Below are 19,750 nucleotides of genomic sequence, written 5' to 3'. Positions count from 1 at the left end.
TCATCTCTCCTCACCGCCTGTCAAAAAGGTATACGGGTCCTGACTCAGCCACCACTTGGTATAGGGATTGATGGCATGCCTGGCGAGGTTTTGCACAAACTCGTCATTCTCCAGGGTTTCCAGGATTCGCTCACCGTAACGCACGATCCCCTCATAGCCCATGCTGTAGTGCTCGTCGCCGATCAGGAGGGAGGGAATTCCCAGCTTGGCGCCCCATAAGGTCATGCCGCCGTGCCGCGCCAGCAGGACATCCGGACGCAGGCGGCTGAGGGTGTTGACCAGCTCGAACTCCTGCTTGTTGCAGACATTGAAATTGGGCACATCACCATAATCCCGGACGCGCTGCGCCAAAAGATCGCTTTCCTCACTGCCGTTATCATAAAGGGGGTCGTGATGGAAGATGGAAGCGCCCTTCGCTTGCACTCCCAGCTCCCCGAGCACGGAAAGGAGGGCGTGCCCGTGCGCCGCCCCGCCTGTGACATAAGCGGTTTTTCCTGCCAGGCGGCTGCGGAGGGCCTCAATTTGGGGCAGGAACTCCGCTTTTTTCGCTTTGATCAATTCCTCCGCTTCCCGCTCTTTATGCAGGACCTTGCCCAGCTCCCTGAACCAGCGGTCGGTCTGGGCGATCCCGTAAGGGGGGGCCGCCTTCACTTCCGGGACGGCGAATTCCTGTTCCAGGGCCGCACCCAGATAGGAGCCAAGAGTAGGGCAGGCCTGCACGGTGGCCGCGGCTTCCGAGGAGCGGGCCAGGCTTTCCACCGTAGAATAAGGGGTGATATAATTCGGTCTTGCGCCGAAAGCGGCGAACCACTCCCCGAAGACATCCGATCCCCAGAAATTGATCACATTGATGACATCGCTGCGTTTTTCCCGGGCCGGTTTGATCAGCTTGCGGGCAATCCCGTGATAACTGGCGTCAAATCCCGTTGTCCAGACCTTGGAACGGAACCCTTCACAGTAGATGGCCACCACCGGAATCCCCAGCTCTTCCTCCGCTTCGTCGCACACGCTCTCCACATCGTCCCCGATGATGCCGGCGGCGCAAGTGTTCAGCACAAAGATTACATGGGGGCGGGTGCGCTCGTATACCTCCCGGATGCCGTCCGCCAGCTTCTGATTGCCGCCGAACACCGTATCGGTTTCCTGCAGATTGGTGGAAAAAATCTTGCGCTGTCCGGGCCGGTCCACCCCGCGCAGGGGGGAATTGACCCGGTAGGTAAAGGCAAACTCATGAAAGCAGGAAGAGCAGCCCACCGGCCCGTGACTGATGACTGCCGAGTCCTGCACCAGAATCACCATGCAGGCGGCCTGGGAAGTGGAGCAGCCCAGGCACTGGGAAAAGGACCGGTCTCTGTCCCTCAAGCCGCAGCGCGAGGACTTGACCAGTTCCGCCGCACTGCCCTGAAAGCCCGTAATCGAACCCAGGCGTGTCTCCCTGATCGGTACTGCCGGAATTTGTAAATTAATTTCGCTCATCTTCTTCTCCTCATTTATACTGATTTTGATCCGGCCAGGGCGGTCAGCCGGTCGCCGCTGATCCGCCAAACCCGCCGGTCGTCAAGGACCCGGGCCCCCAGCCTCTGATAAAAGGAAATGGCCGGAGCGTTCCAGTCCAGACAAAGCCAGTCGAGGCGGCCGCAACCGCGCTCCAGGGCGATCTCGGCCAGGCGGCTCAGCAGGGCCCGCCCCAGACCCCGGCCGCGGTATTCTTCTCTCACAAACAAGTCTTCCAAATATAAATTGGCGTGGCCCAGAAATGTGGAATAATGATGGAAAAACAAGGCGAAAGCGGCGGGTTCCCCTGCTGCCTCGCCGATGATGACCTCCGCCTGCTTTTTTTCAAAAAGAGAAATACGGATATCTTCAACAGTTGCCGTAACCTGGTCCTCCATTTTTTCCAAAGCCGCCAGCCGGTGAATCAATTCCCAAATCACTCCGGCGTCCTCGGCCTCGGCCCAGCGCACGGCAAATCCATTTTTGCGTTTATTCATCTCCGGTTATCCTCCGAACACCGTCTGGAAAGCCTGCTCCAGATCCCCGATCAGGTCTGAGGCGTTTTCCAGGCCCAGGGACAGCCGGATGGTGTCAAGGCTTAACCCCACAAGCTCCCGTTGGGCCGGGGTCAGCTCGACATGGGTGGTCTGGGCGGGATTGATGATCAGGGAACGGGCATCTCCGATATTGGCCTGATAGCCGAAAATCTTGGTTGCCGCCAGAAACTGCCTCTTCTGCTCTTCCGTGCCCTTAAAGCCGAAGGATAAAACAGCGCCCGCCCCTTTGGGGAAATAGCGGTCGGCCAGCTCCCGGTAAGGGCTCCCCTGGGCATACGGGTAACGAACCCAGGCCACATGCCTGTTGTTTTCCAGATAGGCCAAAACAGCCCTGGTGTTGGCCACCTGCTTCTGCACCCGTTCGGAAAGTGTTTCCAGTCCGAGCAGGACCAGGTAGGCATCAAAAGGGCTCAGGGCCGCGCCCAGATAGTTGAGGTGAATGGCCCGCAGGCGTCCTGTAAACGGGATGTCTGGAAACACCCGGAGGATGCTTTGCTCTTGATCGTCCCCGTCGCGCAAAAACCAGAGCGGTTGTGCAAAATGGGGATAATGTCCGTTGCCATAGTCGAATTTACCGCTTTCCAGCACCACTCCCGCAATCACGTTCCCATGCCCGGAGAGCCCCTTTGTCGCCGAGTAGACCACCACATCCGCCCCGTGCTCAAAGGGATTGCATAAATAGGGGGTGGCCAGGGTGTTGTCCACGATCAGCAAAATTCCGTGCTCGTGAGCGATATCGGCGAGTGCTTGCAGGTTGGGGATGGCGGCAAAAGGATTGGTCAGGCTTTCCACAAAAATCGCTCTGGTCTCCGCCGTCAGCTTCCTTTGGAACTCCCCGGGGTCATCGGGGTTTTCCACCAGATCAATCTCCACTCCCAGATCGGGAAACAAATGTCCAAAGCAATCCACCGTGCCGCCGTAGAGCCTGGCGGTCGTTAAGATCCGGCCGCCTTTGCCCGCCGCGTTCAGCAAGGTGTAAGAAACCGCCGCCATCCCGGAAGCCAGGGCAATCCCTCCGCCCGCCCCGTGCAGGGCGCAAAGGCGCTGTTCCAAAACATCGGCGGTCGGATTGGAAAGCCTGGTGTAGATCGGATCACTCTCCATAAAGGAGAATAAGCGGTCGGCACGATAGCTGTCTCCCAGGGCAAAAGCGGCTGTCTGATAAATCGGTACGGAAACGGCGTAATTATGCTGTTCAGGGCGGTAGCCCGCCTGAACCTTCAAGGTATCAAAACCATAGCTCATCTCGCTTTCCCCTCTCTCCTAAAACAAAAAAGAGATCTCAACCGGCAGTTTTAATCTGCCCGGCTGACATCTCTGATTTTTTCAGTCAATATCAAGCTTTCTTGACGGCGCTTGCCTCATTTGCACGAAGCGCAAGCATACAGCCATATTCTATTTTTTCTCTCTCAAATATGTTTTCGTGAACCAAATGTTACTGTCTTTTTTGTTTTTTGTCAAGAGCCTTCCTGGGGATTGCCGGGACTTGATCCGCGTGCCTCCAGGTACCCTTATCGCTCTAATTCAAAATAGATCAGATCAAGACGTTAACGCACAATCCAGGAAAAAATGTACTGCATCTGCTCCGGACTTTGTATCTCTGGCTTTACAAGCTTTTGGAACTTCCCCGGCAAGCCCTTTTCCAAGGCTGCCATATGGAAATGGCATGCTGCAATGCCTAAATCAACCCTTTGCAGATCAATCTTCACCTTATCGCTTTTCAGCGTTCTTGCCGCATAAAAATGATAGGCGCCGTGATCTTGTACAATTCGCCAGGGCTGCTTGTTGACGGCGGAAGGGGCTAACCGCACCATTTCAAGCGGGTAAGCGAATTCCCCGGCCTCGGCCTGTGTCAAAGGCTGTGAGAACCCCTGCCTGAAAAACAGTTCGTGCCATTCTTTTCTCTGATCTGCCTGTCCCATCCATCTGATGAAGGATTCCATCGCTCTCTTTTTACCTTTGGGATGTCCGACCGGAGAAATGCAGGGGAAAAGTTCCCCCTCGCTGAGACCCATAGCTGCCGCGAAACCGCTGCGATTAAAGGTTCCGCCGAGCCAGCAGGTACCGAGCCCGAGGAATGTCGCATACAGAACCAGCCGCTCAAAGGAATAGCCCAACGCTTCCAGAGCCAATTCACCGTCCGCCACCGATGCGCCGATAAAATCCCTGGCGCCTTTGATCACTCCATAGGTGCCCAGTTTTTCTCCGTTGACTGCAGTGGACGTTTCCAGGAGGCGAAAAGAGACATCTACAGAAAACGGATTGGACAAACCGGTAATATACGCGTCGATTTGTCCTTTCTCGCTTTTGGAGAGACCGCGCTCATCATAGGTCCTGACACTGCGGCGCCTTCTGACTGTGTTTTCAACAGGAAAGTCAATGCCCATTTTTGCTGTTTCTCCTTTTGTCAGGTCAGAGTTTATCATGACAGCTCTCCTTTTCGGCTTTATTGCCAGTTTTCGTCATGTACCCGCTCTGCCTGATACCGGTCGACGAACTCATTTTTCTGTCCGTCGGGATAACCTATAGAAATCAAGGCAAACGGCCTGATGTGATCGGGAAGCGAAAACAAGCGCCGCACATTTTCTGCCGCTTCGTCAGAAGTGGCAATGCCAAGCCACACACCGCCGAGCCCCAAATGAACAGCTTCCAGCAGCATGTTCTCCGCCGCTGCGCCCATGTCCTGTTCCCATCCTGTCGGCACTCTCAGTTCATTGTCCCTGGCAAGCAGCACAAACGTTACCGCGGATGCCGCAGCAGGTTTTGCATAAGGGGAGACTTGAGCGATTTGCCCCAGTTTTTCCTTATTCTGTACCACGATGAACTCCCAAGGCTGCTGATTAGCTGCTGAAGGCGCCTGCATCGCGGCGCGAAGCAGCTTATCAATTTTTTCAGGCTCCACTGCCTGATCTTTAAACTTCCGGATACTCCTGCGATTAAAAATTTCTTTCATAAATATGACCTCCTGCACTCTGTTCTTTTGGTTAGTTCTTTTTGTCATCCAATGCTGTTTCTTCCCATTATCTGTATACTTCCGGACATTTTCAAAAACTTCGGACACTAAAAGAAATAACCGCATTAATGATATCTTCTGTATTATAGCAAATCGTTATTCCTATGGAACGAACACTCATCATCCCTAGCGTCAGCTTATCCTTTCCAGAGATACCACTTGCAGCTATCCAGCTCATACTTTAATTCATAGACTTTTAATTCTTCATTTATAATACTTTGACATCGATAGAGCTTTATCCTTTGCCCGGCCAGCCGTTCATCCCTGATTTCCTGAATGTTTTCTACTCTTACCACGGTCCCCCGGTGGCGGAAGCGAACCGGGCGGGGGGTGCCGGCATGGTCAAACCAGGCGACCATTTCCACATTTTCAGCGATTACTTTCATTTTGGTTTCCTCTACAGCTGGCCGGACATCATCGGATATTCGGAAATGTCCCCTGTTCCGCCGATCATTGATCCAACACCGCTGTATAAAAACGATGCCCGGCCGATTGCACCGGCCCCGAATTTTTCCCGGATAGCGTCCACAACCCGGTCGACCTTCCGCGGATTTTCCTCTTCAAACAGAGCCGGCTGCCCAGCCTCACTTGGCTGAAGCCGGCCGGCGCTCAACCCGATCTGCCGGACGGGTTCTCCCCGCCACAGCTCGTCGAAGATCCTACAGGCGGCTTGATGGATTTGATTTGTTTCAGCAGTGAGCTGATCGATTTTCCGCTGCCGTCCATAACCGAAAAATTCATCCGTCCGGAAAGAGACCGCTGCCAGCCCGGCCAGATATCCGGAAGCCCGAAGCCTGGCGGCAACCGTTTCCGCGAGAGATAACAAGACCAGGTGCGCTGTCTGCCGGTCTTCTATATCAAAGGCTGTCGTTGTGGAGTTGCCTATACTCTTGATGACCGGATGCCGGTTCCTTCGCACCGGGGATCCATCTCTCCCGTTGGCATAATTCCAGATGAGCAGTCCGTGGGATTTCAACAAGCGCTGCAGCCAGCCGGAGTCTGCCTTGGCCAATTCCCCGATGGTAGATATCCCGCGGTCCCGCAGTTTCTTCGCTGTCGCCCGGCCTACGAAAAACAATTCTTCCACCGGCAGCGGCCACATTTTTCCCGGAATCTCTTCCGGGAAGAGCGAATGCACTTTATCCGGTTTTTGAAGCTCGGAACCCATCTTGGCCAAAAGCTTGTTTACGGATACGCCGATATTCACCGTAAAGCCGAATTCTTCCCGAATGCGGTCTTTCATCCTGTCCGCTGCCTGCAGCGGATCTCCGAAAATCTTTTGGGACTCCGAATAGTCCAGGAAGTATTCATCTATGGAATACTGCTCCACCACAGGCGAATATTCCCGGAGCAGGTCCCCCAGAGCTTTGCTGCACTGCAGATAAAGGCGATAATCCGGCGGCGCGACAATCAGTTCCGGGCATTTGGACCTGGCGGAATAGAGTGTCTCTCCGGTCCGGATATTATAGGCCTTGGCCGGAATCGATTTTGCCAGGACAATGCCGTGCCGGGACTCTTGATCCCCGCCGACTACAGCCGGGACGGTTCTGAGATCCAGCGGATCACCGGATTGCAACCGTCTGACCGCCTCCCAGGACAGGTAAGCTGAATTGGCATCAATATGCATGATCCTCTGTTTTCCCATATCTTCACCCTCGCGTTCGAACATATGTTTGCGTCTATCATATGATTAATTGGGCTCAAAGATCAATGGTAAAACTTGCAAATAAAAAAACAGGAACAGATTTGCATCCGTTCCTGTCGTTGAAGTCATCAAAACAGGTATTCTGTTTAGTCGCCGGAGCCTCTCTTTCCTGGCTACCATACATTGTTCGTGAATTTCCCGTTTTTCCTTTGCGCATAGGTCTGATCAAGGAAAAAAACATTTCTTATATGACCGCCGTGCGGGATCAGTTCTACGTTGGAGCCATCAACTTTAAGATTTTCATCCCTTAAGATTTTCGTTACATTGTTCACATCATATTCAGTTTCTGTGAATTGGATATAGTTTTTAAATTCCAGGCCTTTTTGGTCGATATTAAAAAGAAAATAAATGCCTATCCCTTCAAAGAACAGTAAATCGGGGATGTTGAGCTCCCATTCGTTGTATTTTTCCCCGAAATGAAAGATTTTCAAGCCGTCCTTAGGAATTCTCAAACAATAACACTGCGACTTTTCCAGAAGGGTACCCGGTTTGTCAATTTGCATCAACAATTCTTCAAGTTTCTTTGCATCCGCTTCTCCCTCGGCGGCATTGAAATAGAAACGATTTTTCATCGCAAAAGGTCCGCGGTTAAGAATACGCGGAAAATGACTGTCCTTAAGATCAATCCTGATCATGATCATTTTTATTTTGCCGAGTTCATTTTCTTCGTAAACGGTCTGATTCAACTCTTTAATCGTATAGGGCTTGCTGATGTATGCCTCAGATAAGAAAACAAAAATATAGTCATACTCTCTGATCCTCCGGGCAATAATCTGGTCGGAGGGATCCCCGGCCCGCAAGCCTCCATGATCGAACCGAAAAACTTCATGACCCGCTGCGATGAGCGCCTGTTCATAAAAGGACACAACACCGGCATCGGACGTGGTAAAAGATAAAAATATTTTGGACATGATTCTTCACCTCACACCCGCCTATCATACCACTAGAATAGATTACCAGGACAACGGTGTCAAGATAAAGAAGCGTTTGCGCTTAAGCTTCCTCAGTTTTCTTTAATCCGCTGGGAAGAGTGAGGGAAAGAAGTGTGCACGCTAAAGAAAGCGTGAGCAGAACAATAAATACCCAGTGAAGGGCGCCGTTTATAGAGGAGTGTATCTGCTCGGGAGAGAAGGCCGTATTTATCCCCTGGCGGGAGTACAGGCTGCCGGGGTCCACGCCTGAGATGCCCCGGCTAACAAAGTAGCGGACAATACCCAGGTTGAACAAGCTGCCGAAAATGCTGATGCCGATGGTTTGGCCGATGGTACGCAAAAGGGAGTTGGCCGCGGTGGCCGCGCCCCTTTTCGTAAAATCCACAGAAGCCTGGACCACGATGGTCAGGGTAGTGAAAATACCGCCAAAGCCAAAGCCCATGATAAACACAAAAAGCATCACCCACACCAGCAAAGACCCCTCTCCCAAGGTCAGTAAAAGCCCACAGCTGAGGAGCAGGACCAGAGCAGCTATTCCCGTAACCGCCCGTTCCCCGAATTGGGGAATGGCCCTGGACAAAAGAAACGAAGACAAGATCCAGGCTACCGACATCGGGGCCAGGGTCAGACCGGATACGGTGGCCCCGAAGCCTAAAACATTTTGGATGTATATGGCAAGGTACACTTCCACCCCGATTAAAACAGCAGCGGTCATAAAACAGATGCTATTGGCCAGGATATTGGTTCTGGTGAATATTTCAAACGGGAAAACAGGCTCCGCCGCTTTCTTTTCAATCAAATAAAAAACAATCAGCAAAACAAGACCGGCCCCCAGTAAGCCCACCATGTACGGTGACAGCAGCAGGGCAATGATCGCCGCGGACAGGACCAGGGCCCCCGCGTAATCAATCTTATGCTTCTTCCTTTCCAGGTTTTCCCCGAGGTTGGCCTGAAGAAGCATTATGGCCAATAGGCCAAAGGGGATGTTGATCAAGAAAATCCAATGCCAGGAAAGAGAATCAATGATAAAGCCGCCCAGGAAAGGGCCTATCAGACTGGCAACCCCCCATACTGAGCTAAGCCAGCCCTGGATCCTGGCCCTTTCGGACAACTGAAAAACATCCCCGACGATTGTATAGCCCACCGTAAATATGGCTCCGGCCCCCATACCCTGCAAGGCCCGGAAGCCGATGAGCTGGTACATGCTTTGGGCCATTCCGCACAGTGAGCTCCCGATCAGGAAAATCAGGATTCCCCAGGAAAGCGTATTTTTTCTCCCGTATAAATCGGACAGCTTTCCGTAAACCGGCGTCGAAATCGCCGAGGTCAGCAGGTAGATGGAAAACACCCAGCTGATCAGATCAAAGCCCTCCAGATCCCTGGTAATTGTCGGCACCGCCGTAATGACGACAGTCCCTTCCACCGCTCCCAGAAACATTGCCAGCATCACCGCGAGGGTGATCTTTCTTTTTCTTTTATCCATAATTTTTACTTACATCTTCCTTGATCTGACCCTGTATTTTTTCCGTCAGATCCCGCTGGTTTCCCCCACCTGCTGGAATAAAAGAAAAAGCCAATCTGCCGATTACGCTCGACAAATCAACTTCCAGTTTTTCCAGTCAGTCAAAATTGAAAATCTGCCAAAGGTGAATACACGGTAACGATATCTATCATTATAGGATACATGGTCTTTCTGTCAAGGCTTTTTGCTCTGATTATAACGGTACAAATATCGAGCGGGGACTTTCCGAATGAAGTCTCCCGTAAAACTCCATGGCATATCTATCCGTCATTCCCGCGACAAAATCACAGACAACACGGCTCTTTCGTTCAAGGGTCGTTTGCTGCTCAAAAAAATCCTGAAAGTCCTCCGGCAGCAGGCGATGCCCGCTGTCGGTATTCAGTTTGTTAAAGATGCCCATCACAATATCTTTCCCGCGATTCTCGGCGACCTTGAGCCGGGCGCTCTCAATTTGTGTCTCATATGTCGTGTGCTTAAGGATCTCAACGATTTTGCCGACATCGTCTTTAAAGCGGATTTGTGACAGTATCGGAAAGCTTTTATTGGGAATAAATTCGAGACCGTCAATAAAAAACTGGATCATGTTGGAGGTAAAGGCGGTCCGGAAATATCCGTCCGATGCGACTACCTTCGATAACTTGTAGGCTTCCAGCAGCGCTTTGACGATATCGACATCGGAAGAGCTCTTCTTGGCCGCTTTAATATCGGCGACACTGCTTTTCCACACCTCGGCAAAGAAGCCGATAATCAGCTCCCGGCACTCTTTCGCGGTCAGACGAATACCGGATCTTAAAAGCTTGGCGGAAATATTTTCCATGACACGTTCATTGGCCGACATGATTTCGTAGGGGTTAAGAAAGCCCGCTTTAAAGGCATCCTCAATATCGTATGTCGAGTAAGCGATGTCGTCAGCCAGATCCATAATGCCGCACTCGATCGTTTTAAACGCCGTTCCCTTTAGCGCGCCCGCAATTCTGCTGTTGGGCAGACCGAGCAATTTACTTTTTATTTTTTTTATCACATCAGCTTCCGACTGATAATATCCTTTTACCACGGAATCTGTCGAATTTCTTTGCAGTGGTATTTCTGTGTCATATTTTAAAACTGAAGCAATCACTCTTGCCGTCAGGTTTAATCCGACCCGGCTGTCTTTATCATCTTTACCCGCTCTAGAAAGAGGCGGTTCCTTTTTCTCCAGACGGGTGATGATTCTCAAGGTCTGGGCGTTTCCTTCAAAACCGCCGGATTTTTCCCTCATACATTCATCCAATGCCGCCTCACCGTTATGGCCGAACGGGGGGTGTCCTATATCATGCAGCAGGCCGGCGATCTCACAGACATCCGGCTCGATATCGGTGTCCAGATGTTTTCCCTTCAGCATTATTGCGATAGATTTGGCAATTTGCGCCACCTCAAGGGAATGCGTCAGCCGGTTGCGAAAAAAGTCACTTTCGCCTCCGGGGAAAAGCTGGGTTTTGTTTTGCAGGCGACGAAAAGCGGGTGCATGAATCACCCGCGCATAATCAACCCGATAATGAGGACGCAGCATTACATCACATGTTTTTTCCGTTGGCCTCAGCCGGTAAGTGTCATCCCTCTTTGCCGCCATTTTACTTTGCCCGCTTCCTTATGGTTGCCGGGACCTTGCTGTTGTATCTGGCTATCTTGGTCACAGGGATTGCCACTTTCTCCTTTATGCTCGGATGAGGAGCCAAGGAACAGCATGAACCTTTTGCCACGGTTTTTCTTTGTATCTCTGATGAATTTGTTCGGGATGACGGATTCTTCAAGGAAGAATTTGACATCGGATCACCTCTTAACCATTAAAACAATCGCCTAATCATAGTATAAAGGATCACCTAAAAAGGTGCAATATTTTCTCTCTGTTCCGAGCCATTTCGAGGTGTTTAGAGCTATTCCGAAATATTCAGAGATATTTCGAGATTAAAATCCGCTGATCCATCCCCATCATCCGCATCGAGCTCATATCTTTTTGCTCCTTGCAGAGCAAGCAGAAACGGCAAGTGGGTTGACAGAATAAACTGCCAGCCGGTTTTTTCGACAATACAGTCAAAATTTCTCTTCCTCCAGGGAATAGGCTTCCCGGATATTGATTTGCCGGCGGATTTTTTGGGTCACATCTCTGGTCACTTTCCCATTCTCATATAGCTTCTGAATCTCGTCCCGTTCCGCTTGGAAAGCCTTTTCCTTCAGCTCTCGTTCCATCCTGGCCAAGGCCCGGGAATAGTTCTCGCTTCTTCCGGACTTGATCTTGGTCATCAGTTCAATATATTCCCCGATGATCAGATAAGAAATTTCCCGGTTCTCCGGCGTCAAGCCCTTTTTTACCGCTCGAATGGCCGCTTCCCCCAAGTCTTTTCTCAGCCGGTACAGCTTTATTCTTTTTTCCCGTTCTTTTCTGCGCAATTGATGATTTTGGGAGATCAAGATCTGACTGCTTTGATATAAGATCCTCTTCACTAACGTCCAAATCATCAAGATTCTGAATCTGGACCGATTGGTTACGGCAACCTCCCTCCGGCGAATACGCGCCTGGGCCAGCAATGCGGTTTCCTTATCGATGCGTTTTTCTTCCGTCAGTTTAGCAATACATTGAGACTCCGCTTCCAGCGCCTTCATCCGGATTTCCGCCTCCATTTTTTTGACAGTGAGAGCGTTCGTTCCATTTTCTTCAGATTTCAGCTGCTGAAGGGTATGATTGTAGGTTGACATGATCTTCAGGGCCGCTTCCCGCTTGTCTTCATCCAGCGCTCCCCGCATGGCGCGGACGGCCGCTTCATAGGTTCGGATCAGCGCCCTCTTCTCCATCTTTTCTCTGTTGTTTTTCACCTCATTATTTTCTGACTTGGTGATCAGCGGCAAAACGATGCTCGCCGTTATGAGCGTCACTAAAATCACGCCCGCGGCAATAAATATCATTAAGGAACGCTGCGGAAAGAGGCTGCCATCAGCCAGCACAAAGGGGATGGAAAACGCTCCCGCTAAGGTTACCGCTCCCCTGACACCTGATATTGCGGCGATCGCAGTCCTTCTGAGCCCGGGCTTGACCGCATCCGGCTTTTTCAGCTTCCAGCGGCTCCACTCCAAAAGATGCAGCCAAATAAAGCGGAGGGCAAAAAGGGCCAGGGAAATGACCAGGGTATAAGCGATCTCTTCCGCATTATTGAAAGTGGGGGCATTGAAGATTTCATTGAGAATATCCGGGATTTGCGACCCCAGCAGGACAAAGACCAAACCATTTAACACATACAGCAGAACGATCCAAGTGCTTCTGGACACAACCTGCAAATTAATCGTCGGCGATTCTTCGTAGTCACGCTCCATTGCATGCACAATCCCGGCTGCCACCACCGCTAAAATTCCCGATAAATGAATATGTTCAATCAGTAAAAAGACGACAAACGGGGTGAGGATTTGAATGAGCATGTGAAAGGTCACGTCTTCCATCCCCAGGCGGCGGATAAAAAGCCTCAGCCGGATGATGAGGAAGGCCAGCACTGCGCCGCCCGCGAAACCGCCGACGGCAATTTTCAAAAAGCTCAGACTTGCGTCCCCTAAAGAAAAAGCTCCGGTTACGGTGGCGGCAATGGCAAAATTAAAGGCGACAAGACCGGAGGCATCATTCATCAGCCCTTCCCCTTCAAGAAGATGCATGATGCTTTTCGGAATCCTGACCCTGCTTGACATGGCGCTGACCGCCACAATATCAGTCGGCGATAAGATGGCGGCCAGGGCAAAGGCTGCCGACAAGGGGATGGAAGGAATCAGCCAATGGGTCAGAAAGCCGATCACCAGTACCGTTAGAAAAACAAGGCCCAAAGCAAGCAACAAAATCTGCTTGCGTAAATTCCACAGGGTTTTTCTCGACACGTTTTTCCCGTCATTAAAAAGGATCGGGGCAATAAACAGGACAAAAAACAGCTCCGGCTCCAATGGAATATGGAGTCCTCCCGGAACGGCCGCGATCAAAACGCCAAGAGCAATCTGGATCAGCGGTACAGGTATAAATGGCACAATATGATTAATCATATTGGAAAGCCCGATTGCGGCCAGCATGATCAAGATCATCAAGAAAGATTCCATTCGCTTCTCCTTCTCCGGACAACCAGCTTGAAATAGATAAAAGACATTCCGTTCCTCAAAAAGAATACGCCGTGCGAAGAGGCGGCCTTAAGCTTTTAAAAACAGTGAATCCACAATCACTGCCCGTTTGCGTCTGTTCCTGTAATCTCGGCGCCAAGATCAACGGGCTTTCCATAATAAACCCATGACGTATTCACCGTATCAATACCGGCTGAAGCATACTTTTCGATATTATCGGCATTGATTCCCCCCGTCGCGATCAATGTGATGCCCGGATTAATTTTTCTGATATCCGCAATGATCTCCTTCAGTTCTTCCGGCGGAACCTTGTCAAACTGAAGAGCATCTATGCCGGCCTTGCATAACTCTATTGCATCCTCCCTGCACTCCACCTCAACCGTTATTTTCTTTTCACGGGCTTTAAGCTTGATCTCTTCTAATTGACTTAAAAATCCCTTTATCCCTCCCAAAAATACAGCATGCTGCTTGAAAACCAGTATGGTTTCAGATAATCCCAGTCTATGAGGCAAGGCTCCTCCATCTAAGGCCGCTTTGATGGAAAGTTCCTTAGTTCCGGGAAATATTTTACGGGTTGTCACAATTTCTATTTTGGGATCGATTTTCTTTACCGCCTGTACCAGCTTGCTTGTCCTCGTTGCGATTCCAGAGCAATACTCTAAGATGTTCATGCCTACCTTCCATGCCATGTGCAGGCTTTCCGTATTGCCGTCTCCCTCTGCCAGAACATCCCCGGCTTCAACTCTTGTGCCGGAAGGAAGAAGGTTTACCGCGTCTATTCCCAATTTGGCAAACACCCTTCCCACGATTTCGGTGCCGCTGATTACAGCGCTTTGTCTTGAAGTATATCTGATCTTTCCCTTTCTCCTCCCGATATCCAATACATACGTGGTCAGATCAAAGTATGGCACATCTTCTTTGATCAGCCTGTCAATCATTTCATCTGTAATAAACACGGAATCACCTCTCCTTTTAAACCCCATTGATTTTGAGCAGCAAGCAGCAGACCCTTTGCCGTTTCGGACAAACCTTCCGGGATATCATTCCCTGTCCCGGCAGCTGCCGTCATCCGCAAAAGCACTGCTGCACCGGTGTCTGCGGCAGCCTCCGCAGGCGCATGTGTTTTCCTGCCCGTTACACAGCTTATAATCACCGCCCTCTATCTTCAGAAGCTTACCGTTCACCAATGATTGGGCAAGCTTTTCTCGGGCCTTATTATAAATCCGCTGGGCTGTTGTCCGGGCAATCTGCATTTGATTGGCACATTGTTCCTGCGTAAATCCCTGCAGGTCAATCAGCCTGATCGTTTCATACTCATCCACAGACATGACTAAAATATCCGGTTGGGTAAGCCCGGGCTTGAGGGGGCCGAAAAGATTACTTCCGGGCAGGCAGCAGACCTTTCTGCCCTTTGTCGGTCTTGGCATATTTTTTCACCTCTTAGACAAGAAAGTTGTTGACATATACCCTTTATGATTATATTATACTGCGTTTTGAACCGCATTTGGTTTTGGTTCTGAATATTTATCTAAATTTGTGCAGATGCTATTTCAGAAATACTTTCCTGATGAAAGGAGGTGCCCATATGCCAAAAGCCAAACAATACGTTGACCAGAGTATGGCTTCAGTTCAAAGCTGCGTAAATACATTACAACAGGCGCTGAATTCTGCCGAAAAGCTAGACAACAAAAACAAAATTCAACAAGCGATCAATTCGCTTCACTCCGCACATCAACAATTATCCGGTTATCAGGATTAGCCGGTGATCGTTGCTTATCGGATCTGGAAAACCCGCTTTACTTTGATCTGCTCATTGTAAAGTGGGTTTTCTTCAGATCGTGAACCAGAGCGGCCCCATTCAGTCATTCAAGCTGACTGTTCCCCAGCCTTTTTTCCGAAGCAGGGTATTCACCGGACTGTTTGGGGCAATGCTTATGACCATTGACCTTTTTGAAACAACTGAGCTCAGCTGAACCGCAATTTATGCATTTTTGCTGGTCCTCCTCAAAAGACGCCTCAAATTCTTTCCCGCAGTTCAGACATTTCAGTCTGCATATTTTTTTTGTGTAGCGACCGCCGCCGATGGAAATCGCCTTTCCTTCTACCAGAGCGAAAACAACCTTCTTTCTGGCTTCATCAATGATATTCTGAAACGTCTGTCTGGAAACCTCCATTTTTTCGGCACATTCCTCCTGAGACAACTCTTCTATATCTTTCAAGCGCATTGCTTCCAATTCTTCGATTTTGATTTGCACCTCATTCACATCAGAATACTCTCTGCAGCTTCCCTTCGGGCAAGGAACAAAATAAGTGTTATTCGGGATATATTCTACTTTTCTCCATTTTACCGGCCTTGGCATGTTTTTACCCCTCAATCTATAAATAGGATTTGCCATTATTATAGCATAATAAACATTTCATCAAGCTGTTTCCACACTTGCTCTTGACGCATGAAGAAATATACGGTACATTTATCTTGATATCGAGATTGTTTCAAGGAGGGATGTCATGAAATATCTTTATTCATATACGGGAATAGCGATTATGGGAACAAGCATATTGCATTTTTTTATCGGGCTACTATATTATAGACCTCTCTTATTTAAACTCATATCTTCCAGTATTAAAGATGATAATGCAGCTTCTATACCCAATGATGTTAACCTTTTCTTCTGGTTTGAGATTTCTGGATTGGCTTTGTTGTTGCTTGGGGTTTTGGTGGATTGGCTCATTCGGGTTATGAATTTGCAATTACCACTGCTATTCTGTATTGGTTTTTTGTTGTTAGGAATTTTAGCTACGGTCTTTGCCCCCAAGTCTGGTTCATGGTTGATTTTAATTCAATCTATAATTTTACTTGTTTGGCGGTAGTGACACATAACTAATTTTGGAAAGGAGTATAACTTGGATTTTACATTTATGATAATGGTTGCACTCGCCGCATTTATGTTTCATGAGTTTGAAGAAATTATTTTCATTAAGCCGTGGTTAAAACGAAAAGAAACAGATAACCATTTGAAAAATCATTATTTTGTGAGCTATAAAAATACAAATTCCTCTACAATTGCAGCACTAATTGCTGAGGAATTTATTATGGTTTCTGTTTTTTCGATTGCTGCTATACTTTGGAAAGGATATTCTTTTATTTGGGTTTTCTACTGTATTTATTCTTTTCATCTTTTGGGCCATATATTGGAGCTTTTCATTTATCGGCGTTACTGCCCTTCGCTGATTACAAGTATACTAACCTTACCTATATACACATGGGTGATATATTCCTTCATCCGCCTTGAATTGCTCCAATGGAATATAGTGCTATTATGCTCTCCAATACTTCTAATTATCATTGGCAGCAACTTTAAATTTATAAACTGGTTGACCCCACGAATAGATCAATGGATTACCTGTTATGCAAAAGGAGAATAAAAAATGGGCAAGGATAAAAACAACCAATCTTCCGTTTGGAATACTATTGTAAACAATGACGAGGTAGTAAATATACATTTGCTTTTCAACATCTCTCATATGTCTACCTTAATTCTGAAAAAAAGAAAAGAGCTACTTGCAACTTTTGAGTTAGAGCCTTGGAGTTATGATATGTTGGTAATCTTATACCAAGCAGGAGAAAGCGGCTTATCACCAAAGGAATTGTTAAAACGCACCGGTGTAGCTTCTGGAACAATGACCCACCGAATAAACTTGCTTTTAAAAAGTGAATTTATTATAAGCACTCCCGCACCAGATGATGGACGTAGTATTATTGCCACTATATCTGATAAGGGGAAAAGTGTCGTTAAGAAAGCTATTAAAGCACATGCTGATGAATCCGCTAAAATACTTGGGGATTTGAACAAAGAAGAATTGGCTGCATTTCAACAAATAACCCAAAAACTAATTCACCAGCTCCAGTAATGAGGATGCCACAATCTAAAATTCATCAGCAGAAAGAAGGATTTTTTATGAAAAAATGTTTAATAGTATGCGTAGATACCTACCACCTGCTTAGCAGGTGTTTTTCTTTAGACAAGAAATGGCGTAGCTTTTATGCTACGCCACACTCTCAATCAAATACTGTTTTACTGAGGGCCGCCATGACTTCGTGGCTTTCTTACTTCAAGCCTATTTGTTTTGCCAGGGCATCATTGAAGTTAAAGCAGGTTATTCGTCCTTATCGGTCTCCAGCAGTCTGGTATAGTAAAATCCGGTGGTGTACAATGCTCCGGCAGGATTATGGGCCAATACCCTGTCCTTTGTGATCAGGGTTGTTACGGGGGCTTCTGAATATTTCATGAAGATGGAATCATGACCGACACATAGCCCCACGATCACGTTTAAATCCGTATTTTCTTGATTCAGCAGCTTTGCCTGCAGGACCGGATTACATAAGGATTCATGACAGTCTTTTTTTATTTTGAGATTTTTGTCTATCCCAATTTCTGTTTTGTCGGTCGCGCTTACTTTACAGATCACGCAATAGCTCTCCAGCCCTTTTGCCTGCAGTATTCTGGCAAATATTTTCGCTTCATTCATTAAGCCTACACAAGTGGCGATGCCAATCTTCTTTGCTCCAATTCTTTTGGCAAACAGCACGATCTCTTCCACCCGCGTAATCTTGCCAAAGTAGGTCCCTTCGATCTCTGCCGCTGCATGGGCCAACTTCGAAACAAACTCATCTTTTTGATAGAGCTCTTTCGTTTCCTGGATCAGCTTATGATCGGTATTTGTTGTCAGACAGAACTCCGGGAATTTTTTTTCCATCCTGTAGCAATTGACCACTCCGCACTCTGAACAACTCAGACTCTTTGTTTCTTTGCTCATGCTGCAAACCCCCTTTTTCCTTTTTCTTTGCCAAAGGCTTGAGCTTTCCCGGTCACGCGGGGTTTCATCCGCTTTATCTCAACGATTAACGAAATTTCAGCAAGTTGATCTTTGCATAATCAACAGACCCATTCTCTAAGATGAATTCTTCTTTGGCATGAATATATTCTACTTTCCCGACAAACATTTCGTGAGTTCCCGTTTTTATGGAATCCACTACCGTACATTCGATACTGACAGGGCAATCCAATAAAATAGGGGCATTGATTTTTACCCCTTCCCCGATTTTCATTCCCAGTTTTGCCAGTTTGTCTTCGTCCCGGCCGCTGTGGCTGCCAAGATAGGCATATTGTGTTCTTAACTCCTCCGTCACAAGATTGACAACAAATACTCCGGTTTCTTTGACGAATTCATAGGAATACCTGCCGGGAACAATCCCTGCCATAATCATTGGCGGATTCATACTGCAATTGCAAGCACACGCTACTGCCAAAGCGTTATTCTTCCCCTCTTTGTTTCTGCAGGATACCAAAATATCCGGCACCGGCTTTAAACATCCTTTGAAATCGGTCACTGTCTTTTTCATTTCCAGTTCTCCTATCTGAAATTGTTGGGTCCTGCCCGGGACAAGTATTGCCGGCCGCTAATCCCCCCTTCCCTTTTTTATCTCTTAAAAAAATTATACCCCTCATTCAGTTATTGTCAAATGCCAATAACCAAATGAGCTGAATCCTGCTGTTCATCAATTTGGATCTTCTTTAGATTTCGATTTGGCTTCCGGCTGCCAAGTACTGAATATGATCTCCCATGATTGTTTTCAGGATTTGAAAAGAATCCCGGCCGGTGCAATGACAGGTATAAAATCTTAAACCGGTCTGGTGCAGGTATTTCCCTATCTCTTCAACAGTCTTCGCTTCCTCCGCTTGCTTTTTCGCCCTGCTGTATAAATGAAATCCTCCTATGATATGGCTGGGTATGATTTGTTTTTGCGTAAAAAGGTGCTCTAATATGTTGACCATTCCTGTATGAGCACATCCGGCTATGAGCAGGGTCTTTCCTTCTTCCTTGATGAGCAGGTTTTGCTCATGGGCGAAATTATCCGGGACAAGCTCCCGGCCCTCCCTCATCAGCATGTCCGTGTTTAGTGAGGACATGAATTTCCGGCCGTTGACATTGCCGAAGAGCTCAAGCTCGCTGCCTATGTTCAAATCATTTTCAACCAGGGTCAGACGCGCATTGGGCAGCAAGCTGTCATCCAAACCGATATCTTCAATTCCCCCGTCAGCTTTACGGCCGCAGTGCTGTTGAAACGCTTTTGTCTTTAAATAAATTTGAGCCCGCTCATTGATGCGCAAAAACTCCCGCAGTCCGCCGCCGTGATCGTAATGTCCATGAGAGATCACAGCGAGATCAACACCGGCAAGATCAATCTTCATTTTGCGGGCATTTTTGATGAATACGCTGCTGGCGCCTAAATCAAATAAGATCTTATGCTGATTGGTCTCGATATAAAGACTTAACCCGTGCTCAGCTTCGAATTGATCCGAGACCGCTGTATTTTCCACCAATGTTTTAATGATCATCATT

21 protein-coding genes are annotated in these 19,750 nt (G+C 48.3%); 4 read left to right on the top strand and 17 right to left on the bottom strand.

Annotated elements, in window-relative coordinates; genetic code table 11:
- The 13 genes from SGLY_RS07180 to SGLY_RS07115 all read right to left on the bottom strand — a co-directional run bounded on the left by SGLY_RS07180 (position 1) and on the right by SGLY_RS07115 (position 14,772).
- A complete protein-coding gene (locus SGLY_RS07180; RefSeq protein WP_013624608.1) occupies positions 1 to 1,476 on the bottom strand; it encodes a nitrogenase component 1 in 1,476 nt (491 codons plus the stop codon).
- Between the two features lie 14 nt (positions 1,477 to 1,490).
- Complete coding sequence (locus tag SGLY_RS07175; RefSeq protein ID WP_013624607.1) at positions 1,491 to 1,991, bottom strand: GNAT family N-acetyltransferase; 501 nt, start codon at positions 1,989 to 1,991, stop codon at positions 1,491 to 1,493.
- A gap of 6 nt (positions 1,992 to 1,997) precedes the next feature.
- Positions 1,998 to 3,296, bottom strand: coding sequence for an O-acetylhomoserine aminocarboxypropyltransferase/cysteine synthase family protein (locus tag SGLY_RS07170; RefSeq protein WP_013624606.1), 1,299 nt, complete (start codon positions 3,294 to 3,296; stop codon positions 1,998 to 2,000).
- Positions 3,297 to 3,598: 302 nt separating this feature from the next.
- A complete protein-coding gene (locus tag SGLY_RS07165; RefSeq protein ID WP_013624605.1) occupies positions 3,599 to 4,477 on the bottom strand; it encodes a nitroreductase family protein in 879 nt (292 codons plus the stop codon).
- Between the two features lie 20 nt (positions 4,478 to 4,497).
- Positions 4,498 to 5,004 carry a nitroreductase family protein gene (locus SGLY_RS07160; protein ID WP_013624604.1) on the bottom strand — a complete coding sequence of 169 codons (507 nt, stop codon included), beginning with the start codon at positions 5,002 to 5,004 and terminating at the stop codon, positions 4,498 to 4,500.
- 197 nt (positions 5,005 to 5,201) lie between these two features.
- The gene (locus tag SGLY_RS07155; protein ID WP_013624603.1) at positions 5,202 to 5,450 is read right to left on the bottom strand and encodes a hypothetical protein; all 249 of its coding nucleotides are present in this window, start codon (positions 5,448 to 5,450) and stop codon (positions 5,202 to 5,204) included.
- Positions 5,451 to 5,461: 11 nt separating this feature from the next.
- Positions 5,462 to 6,709: a DNA polymerase Y family protein gene (locus SGLY_RS07150; RefSeq protein ID WP_013624602.1), complete on the bottom strand. Its 1,248-nt coding sequence runs from the start codon at positions 6,707 to 6,709 to the stop codon at positions 5,462 to 5,464.
- A 173-nt stretch (positions 6,710 to 6,882) separates the two neighbouring features.
- Positions 6,883 to 7,680: a toll/interleukin-1 receptor domain-containing protein gene (locus SGLY_RS07145; protein ID WP_013624601.1), complete on the bottom strand. Its 798-nt coding sequence runs from the start codon at positions 7,678 to 7,680 to the stop codon at positions 6,883 to 6,885.
- A gap of 82 nt (positions 7,681 to 7,762) precedes the next feature.
- Complete coding sequence (locus tag SGLY_RS07140) at positions 7,763 to 9,184, bottom strand: MDR family MFS transporter (protein WP_013624600.1); 1,422 nt, start codon at positions 9,182 to 9,184, stop codon at positions 7,763 to 7,765.
- A gap of 232 nt (positions 9,185 to 9,416) precedes the next feature.
- Positions 9,417 to 10,832 (bottom strand): dGTP triphosphohydrolase, encoded by a 1,416-nt coding sequence (dgt, locus tag SGLY_RS07135; protein ID WP_013624599.1) that lies wholly within the window; start codon positions 10,830 to 10,832, stop codon positions 9,417 to 9,419.
- Between the two features lie 461 nt (positions 10,833 to 11,293).
- The gene (locus SGLY_RS07125; protein WP_013624598.1) at positions 11,294 to 13,327 is read right to left on the bottom strand and encodes a Na+/H+ antiporter; all 2,034 of its coding nucleotides are present in this window, start codon (positions 13,325 to 13,327) and stop codon (positions 11,294 to 11,296) included.
- Between the two features lie 116 nt (positions 13,328 to 13,443).
- The gene (gene modD / locus SGLY_RS07120) at positions 13,444 to 14,301 is read right to left on the bottom strand and encodes a ModD protein (RefSeq protein WP_013624597.1); all 858 of its coding nucleotides are present in this window, start codon (positions 14,299 to 14,301) and stop codon (positions 13,444 to 13,446) included.
- A gap of 84 nt (positions 14,302 to 14,385) precedes the next feature.
- Positions 14,386 to 14,772: a DUF134 domain-containing protein gene (locus SGLY_RS07115; RefSeq protein WP_013624596.1), complete on the bottom strand. Its 387-nt coding sequence runs from the start codon at positions 14,770 to 14,772 to the stop codon at positions 14,386 to 14,388.
- A gap of 158 nt (positions 14,773 to 14,930) precedes the next feature.
- On the opposite strand from SGLY_RS07115, the gene SGLY_RS18130 reads away from it, so the two are divergent.
- Positions 14,931 to 15,104 (top strand): hypothetical protein, encoded by a 174-nt coding sequence (locus SGLY_RS18130; RefSeq protein ID WP_013624595.1) that lies wholly within the window; start codon positions 14,931 to 14,933, stop codon positions 15,102 to 15,104.
- A 103-nt stretch (positions 15,105 to 15,207) separates the two neighbouring features.
- On the opposite strand, the gene SGLY_RS07110 is transcribed toward SGLY_RS18130, so the two are convergent.
- Positions 15,208 to 15,705: a DUF134 domain-containing protein gene (locus SGLY_RS07110; protein ID WP_013624594.1), complete on the bottom strand. Its 498-nt coding sequence runs from the start codon at positions 15,703 to 15,705 to the stop codon at positions 15,208 to 15,210.
- 148 nt (positions 15,706 to 15,853) lie between these two features.
- On the opposite strand from SGLY_RS07110, the gene SGLY_RS07105 reads away from it, so the two are divergent.
- From SGLY_RS07105 to SGLY_RS07095, 3 genes are read left to right on the top strand one after another with little or no spacing between them, the layout of a single operon-like run.
- On the top strand, positions 15,854 to 16,216 hold the full coding sequence (locus SGLY_RS07105) for a DUF6463 family protein (RefSeq protein WP_013624593.1): 363 nt from the start codon (positions 15,854 to 15,856) through the stop codon (positions 16,214 to 16,216).
- A 33-nt stretch (positions 16,217 to 16,249) separates the two neighbouring features.
- Complete coding sequence (locus SGLY_RS07100) at positions 16,250 to 16,771, top strand: HXXEE domain-containing protein (RefSeq protein WP_013624592.1); 522 nt, start codon at positions 16,250 to 16,252, stop codon at positions 16,769 to 16,771.
- A gap of 3 nt (positions 16,772 to 16,774) precedes the next feature.
- Complete coding sequence (locus SGLY_RS07095) at positions 16,775 to 17,257, top strand: MarR family winged helix-turn-helix transcriptional regulator (RefSeq protein WP_013624591.1); 483 nt, start codon at positions 16,775 to 16,777, stop codon at positions 17,255 to 17,257.
- A gap of 246 nt (positions 17,258 to 17,503) precedes the next feature.
- Here SGLY_RS07095 and SGLY_RS07090 read toward each other — a convergent pair whose 3' ends face one another.
- The 3 genes from SGLY_RS07090 to SGLY_RS07080 all read right to left on the bottom strand — a co-directional run bounded on the left by SGLY_RS07090 (position 17,504) and on the right by SGLY_RS07080 (position 19,746).
- Positions 17,504 to 18,163 carry a DUF1847 domain-containing protein gene (locus SGLY_RS07090; RefSeq protein WP_013624590.1) on the bottom strand — a complete coding sequence of 220 codons (660 nt, stop codon included), beginning with the start codon at positions 18,161 to 18,163 and terminating at the stop codon, positions 17,504 to 17,506.
- Positions 18,164 to 18,248: 85 nt separating this feature from the next.
- Positions 18,249 to 18,749, bottom strand: coding sequence for a flavin reductase family protein (locus tag SGLY_RS07085; RefSeq protein ID WP_013624589.1), 501 nt, complete (start codon positions 18,747 to 18,749; stop codon positions 18,249 to 18,251).
- A gap of 172 nt (positions 18,750 to 18,921) precedes the next feature.
- Positions 18,922 to 19,746, bottom strand: a complete 825-nt coding sequence (locus tag SGLY_RS07080) for an MBL fold metallo-hydrolase (RefSeq protein WP_041444724.1) — start codon at positions 19,744 to 19,746, stop codon at positions 18,922 to 18,924.
- Positions 19,747 to 19,750: the final 4 nt, after the last annotated feature.

The sequence above is a fragment of the Syntrophobotulus glycolicus DSM 8271 genome (genome assembly GCF_000190635.1).
GTDB classification, from domain to species: Bacteria; Bacillota; Desulfitobacteriia; order Desulfitobacteriales; family Syntrophobotulaceae; genus Syntrophobotulus; species Syntrophobotulus glycolicus.
This window is presented reverse-complemented; position numbering and strand designations above follow the sequence as displayed.

Coding starts and splice junctions, on each gene's coding strand:
- SGLY_RS07095 (WP_013624591.1), top strand. CDS start 16,775: ATGGGCAAGGATAAAAACAACCAATCTTCCGTTTGGAATACTATTGTA.
- SGLY_RS07150 (WP_013624602.1), bottom strand. CDS start 6,709: ATGGGAAAACAGAGGATCATGCATATTGATGCCAATTCAGCTTACCTG.
- SGLY_RS07090 (WP_013624590.1), bottom strand. CDS start 18,163: ATGAGCAAAGAAACAAAGAGTCTGAGTTGTTCAGAGTGCGGAGTGGTC.
- SGLY_RS07115 (WP_013624596.1), bottom strand. CDS start 14,772: ATGCCAAGACCGACAAAGGGCAGAAAGGTCTGCTGCCTGCCCGGAAGT.
- SGLY_RS07145 (WP_013624601.1), bottom strand. CDS start 7,680: ATGTCCAAAATATTTTTATCTTTTACCACGTCCGATGCCGGTGTTGTG.
- dgt (WP_013624599.1), bottom strand. CDS start 10,832: ATGGCGGCAAAGAGGGATGACACTTACCGGCTGAGGCCAACGGAAAAA.
- SGLY_RS07105 (WP_013624593.1), top strand. CDS start 15,854: ATGAAATATCTTTATTCATATACGGGAATAGCGATTATGGGAACAAGC.
- SGLY_RS07110 (WP_013624594.1), bottom strand. CDS start 15,705: ATGCCAAGGCCGGTAAAATGGAGAAAAGTAGAATATATCCCGAATAAC.
- SGLY_RS07125 (WP_013624598.1), bottom strand. CDS start 13,327: ATGGAATCTTTCTTGATGATCTTGATCATGCTGGCCGCAATCGGGCTT.
- SGLY_RS07085 (WP_013624589.1), bottom strand. CDS start 18,749: ATGAAAAAGACAGTGACCGATTTCAAAGGATGTTTAAAGCCGGTGCCG.
- SGLY_RS07180 (WP_013624608.1), bottom strand. CDS start 1,476: ATGAGCGAAATTAATTTACAAATTCCGGCAGTACCGATCAGGGAGACA.
- SGLY_RS18130 (WP_013624595.1), top strand. CDS start 14,931: ATGCCAAAAGCCAAACAATACGTTGACCAGAGTATGGCTTCAGTTCAA.
- SGLY_RS07175 (WP_013624607.1), bottom strand. CDS start 1,991: ATGAATAAACGCAAAAATGGATTTGCCGTGCGCTGGGCCGAGGCCGAG.
- SGLY_RS07165 (WP_013624605.1), bottom strand. CDS start 4,477: ATGATAAACTCTGACCTGACAAAAGGAGAAACAGCAAAAATGGGCATT.
- SGLY_RS07170 (WP_013624606.1), bottom strand. CDS start 3,296: ATGAGCTATGGTTTTGATACCTTGAAGGTTCAGGCGGGCTACCGCCCT.
- SGLY_RS07140 (WP_013624600.1), bottom strand. CDS start 9,184: ATGGATAAAAGAAAAAGAAAGATCACCCTCGCGGTGATGCTGGCAATG.
- SGLY_RS07160 (WP_013624604.1), bottom strand. CDS start 5,004: ATGAAAGAAATTTTTAATCGCAGGAGTATCCGGAAGTTTAAAGATCAG.
- SGLY_RS07155 (WP_013624603.1), bottom strand. CDS start 5,450: ATGAAAGTAATCGCTGAAAATGTGGAAATGGTCGCCTGGTTTGACCAT.
- SGLY_RS07080 (WP_041444724.1), bottom strand. CDS start 19,746: ATGATCATTAAAACATTGGTGGAAAATACAGCGGTCTCGGATCAATTC.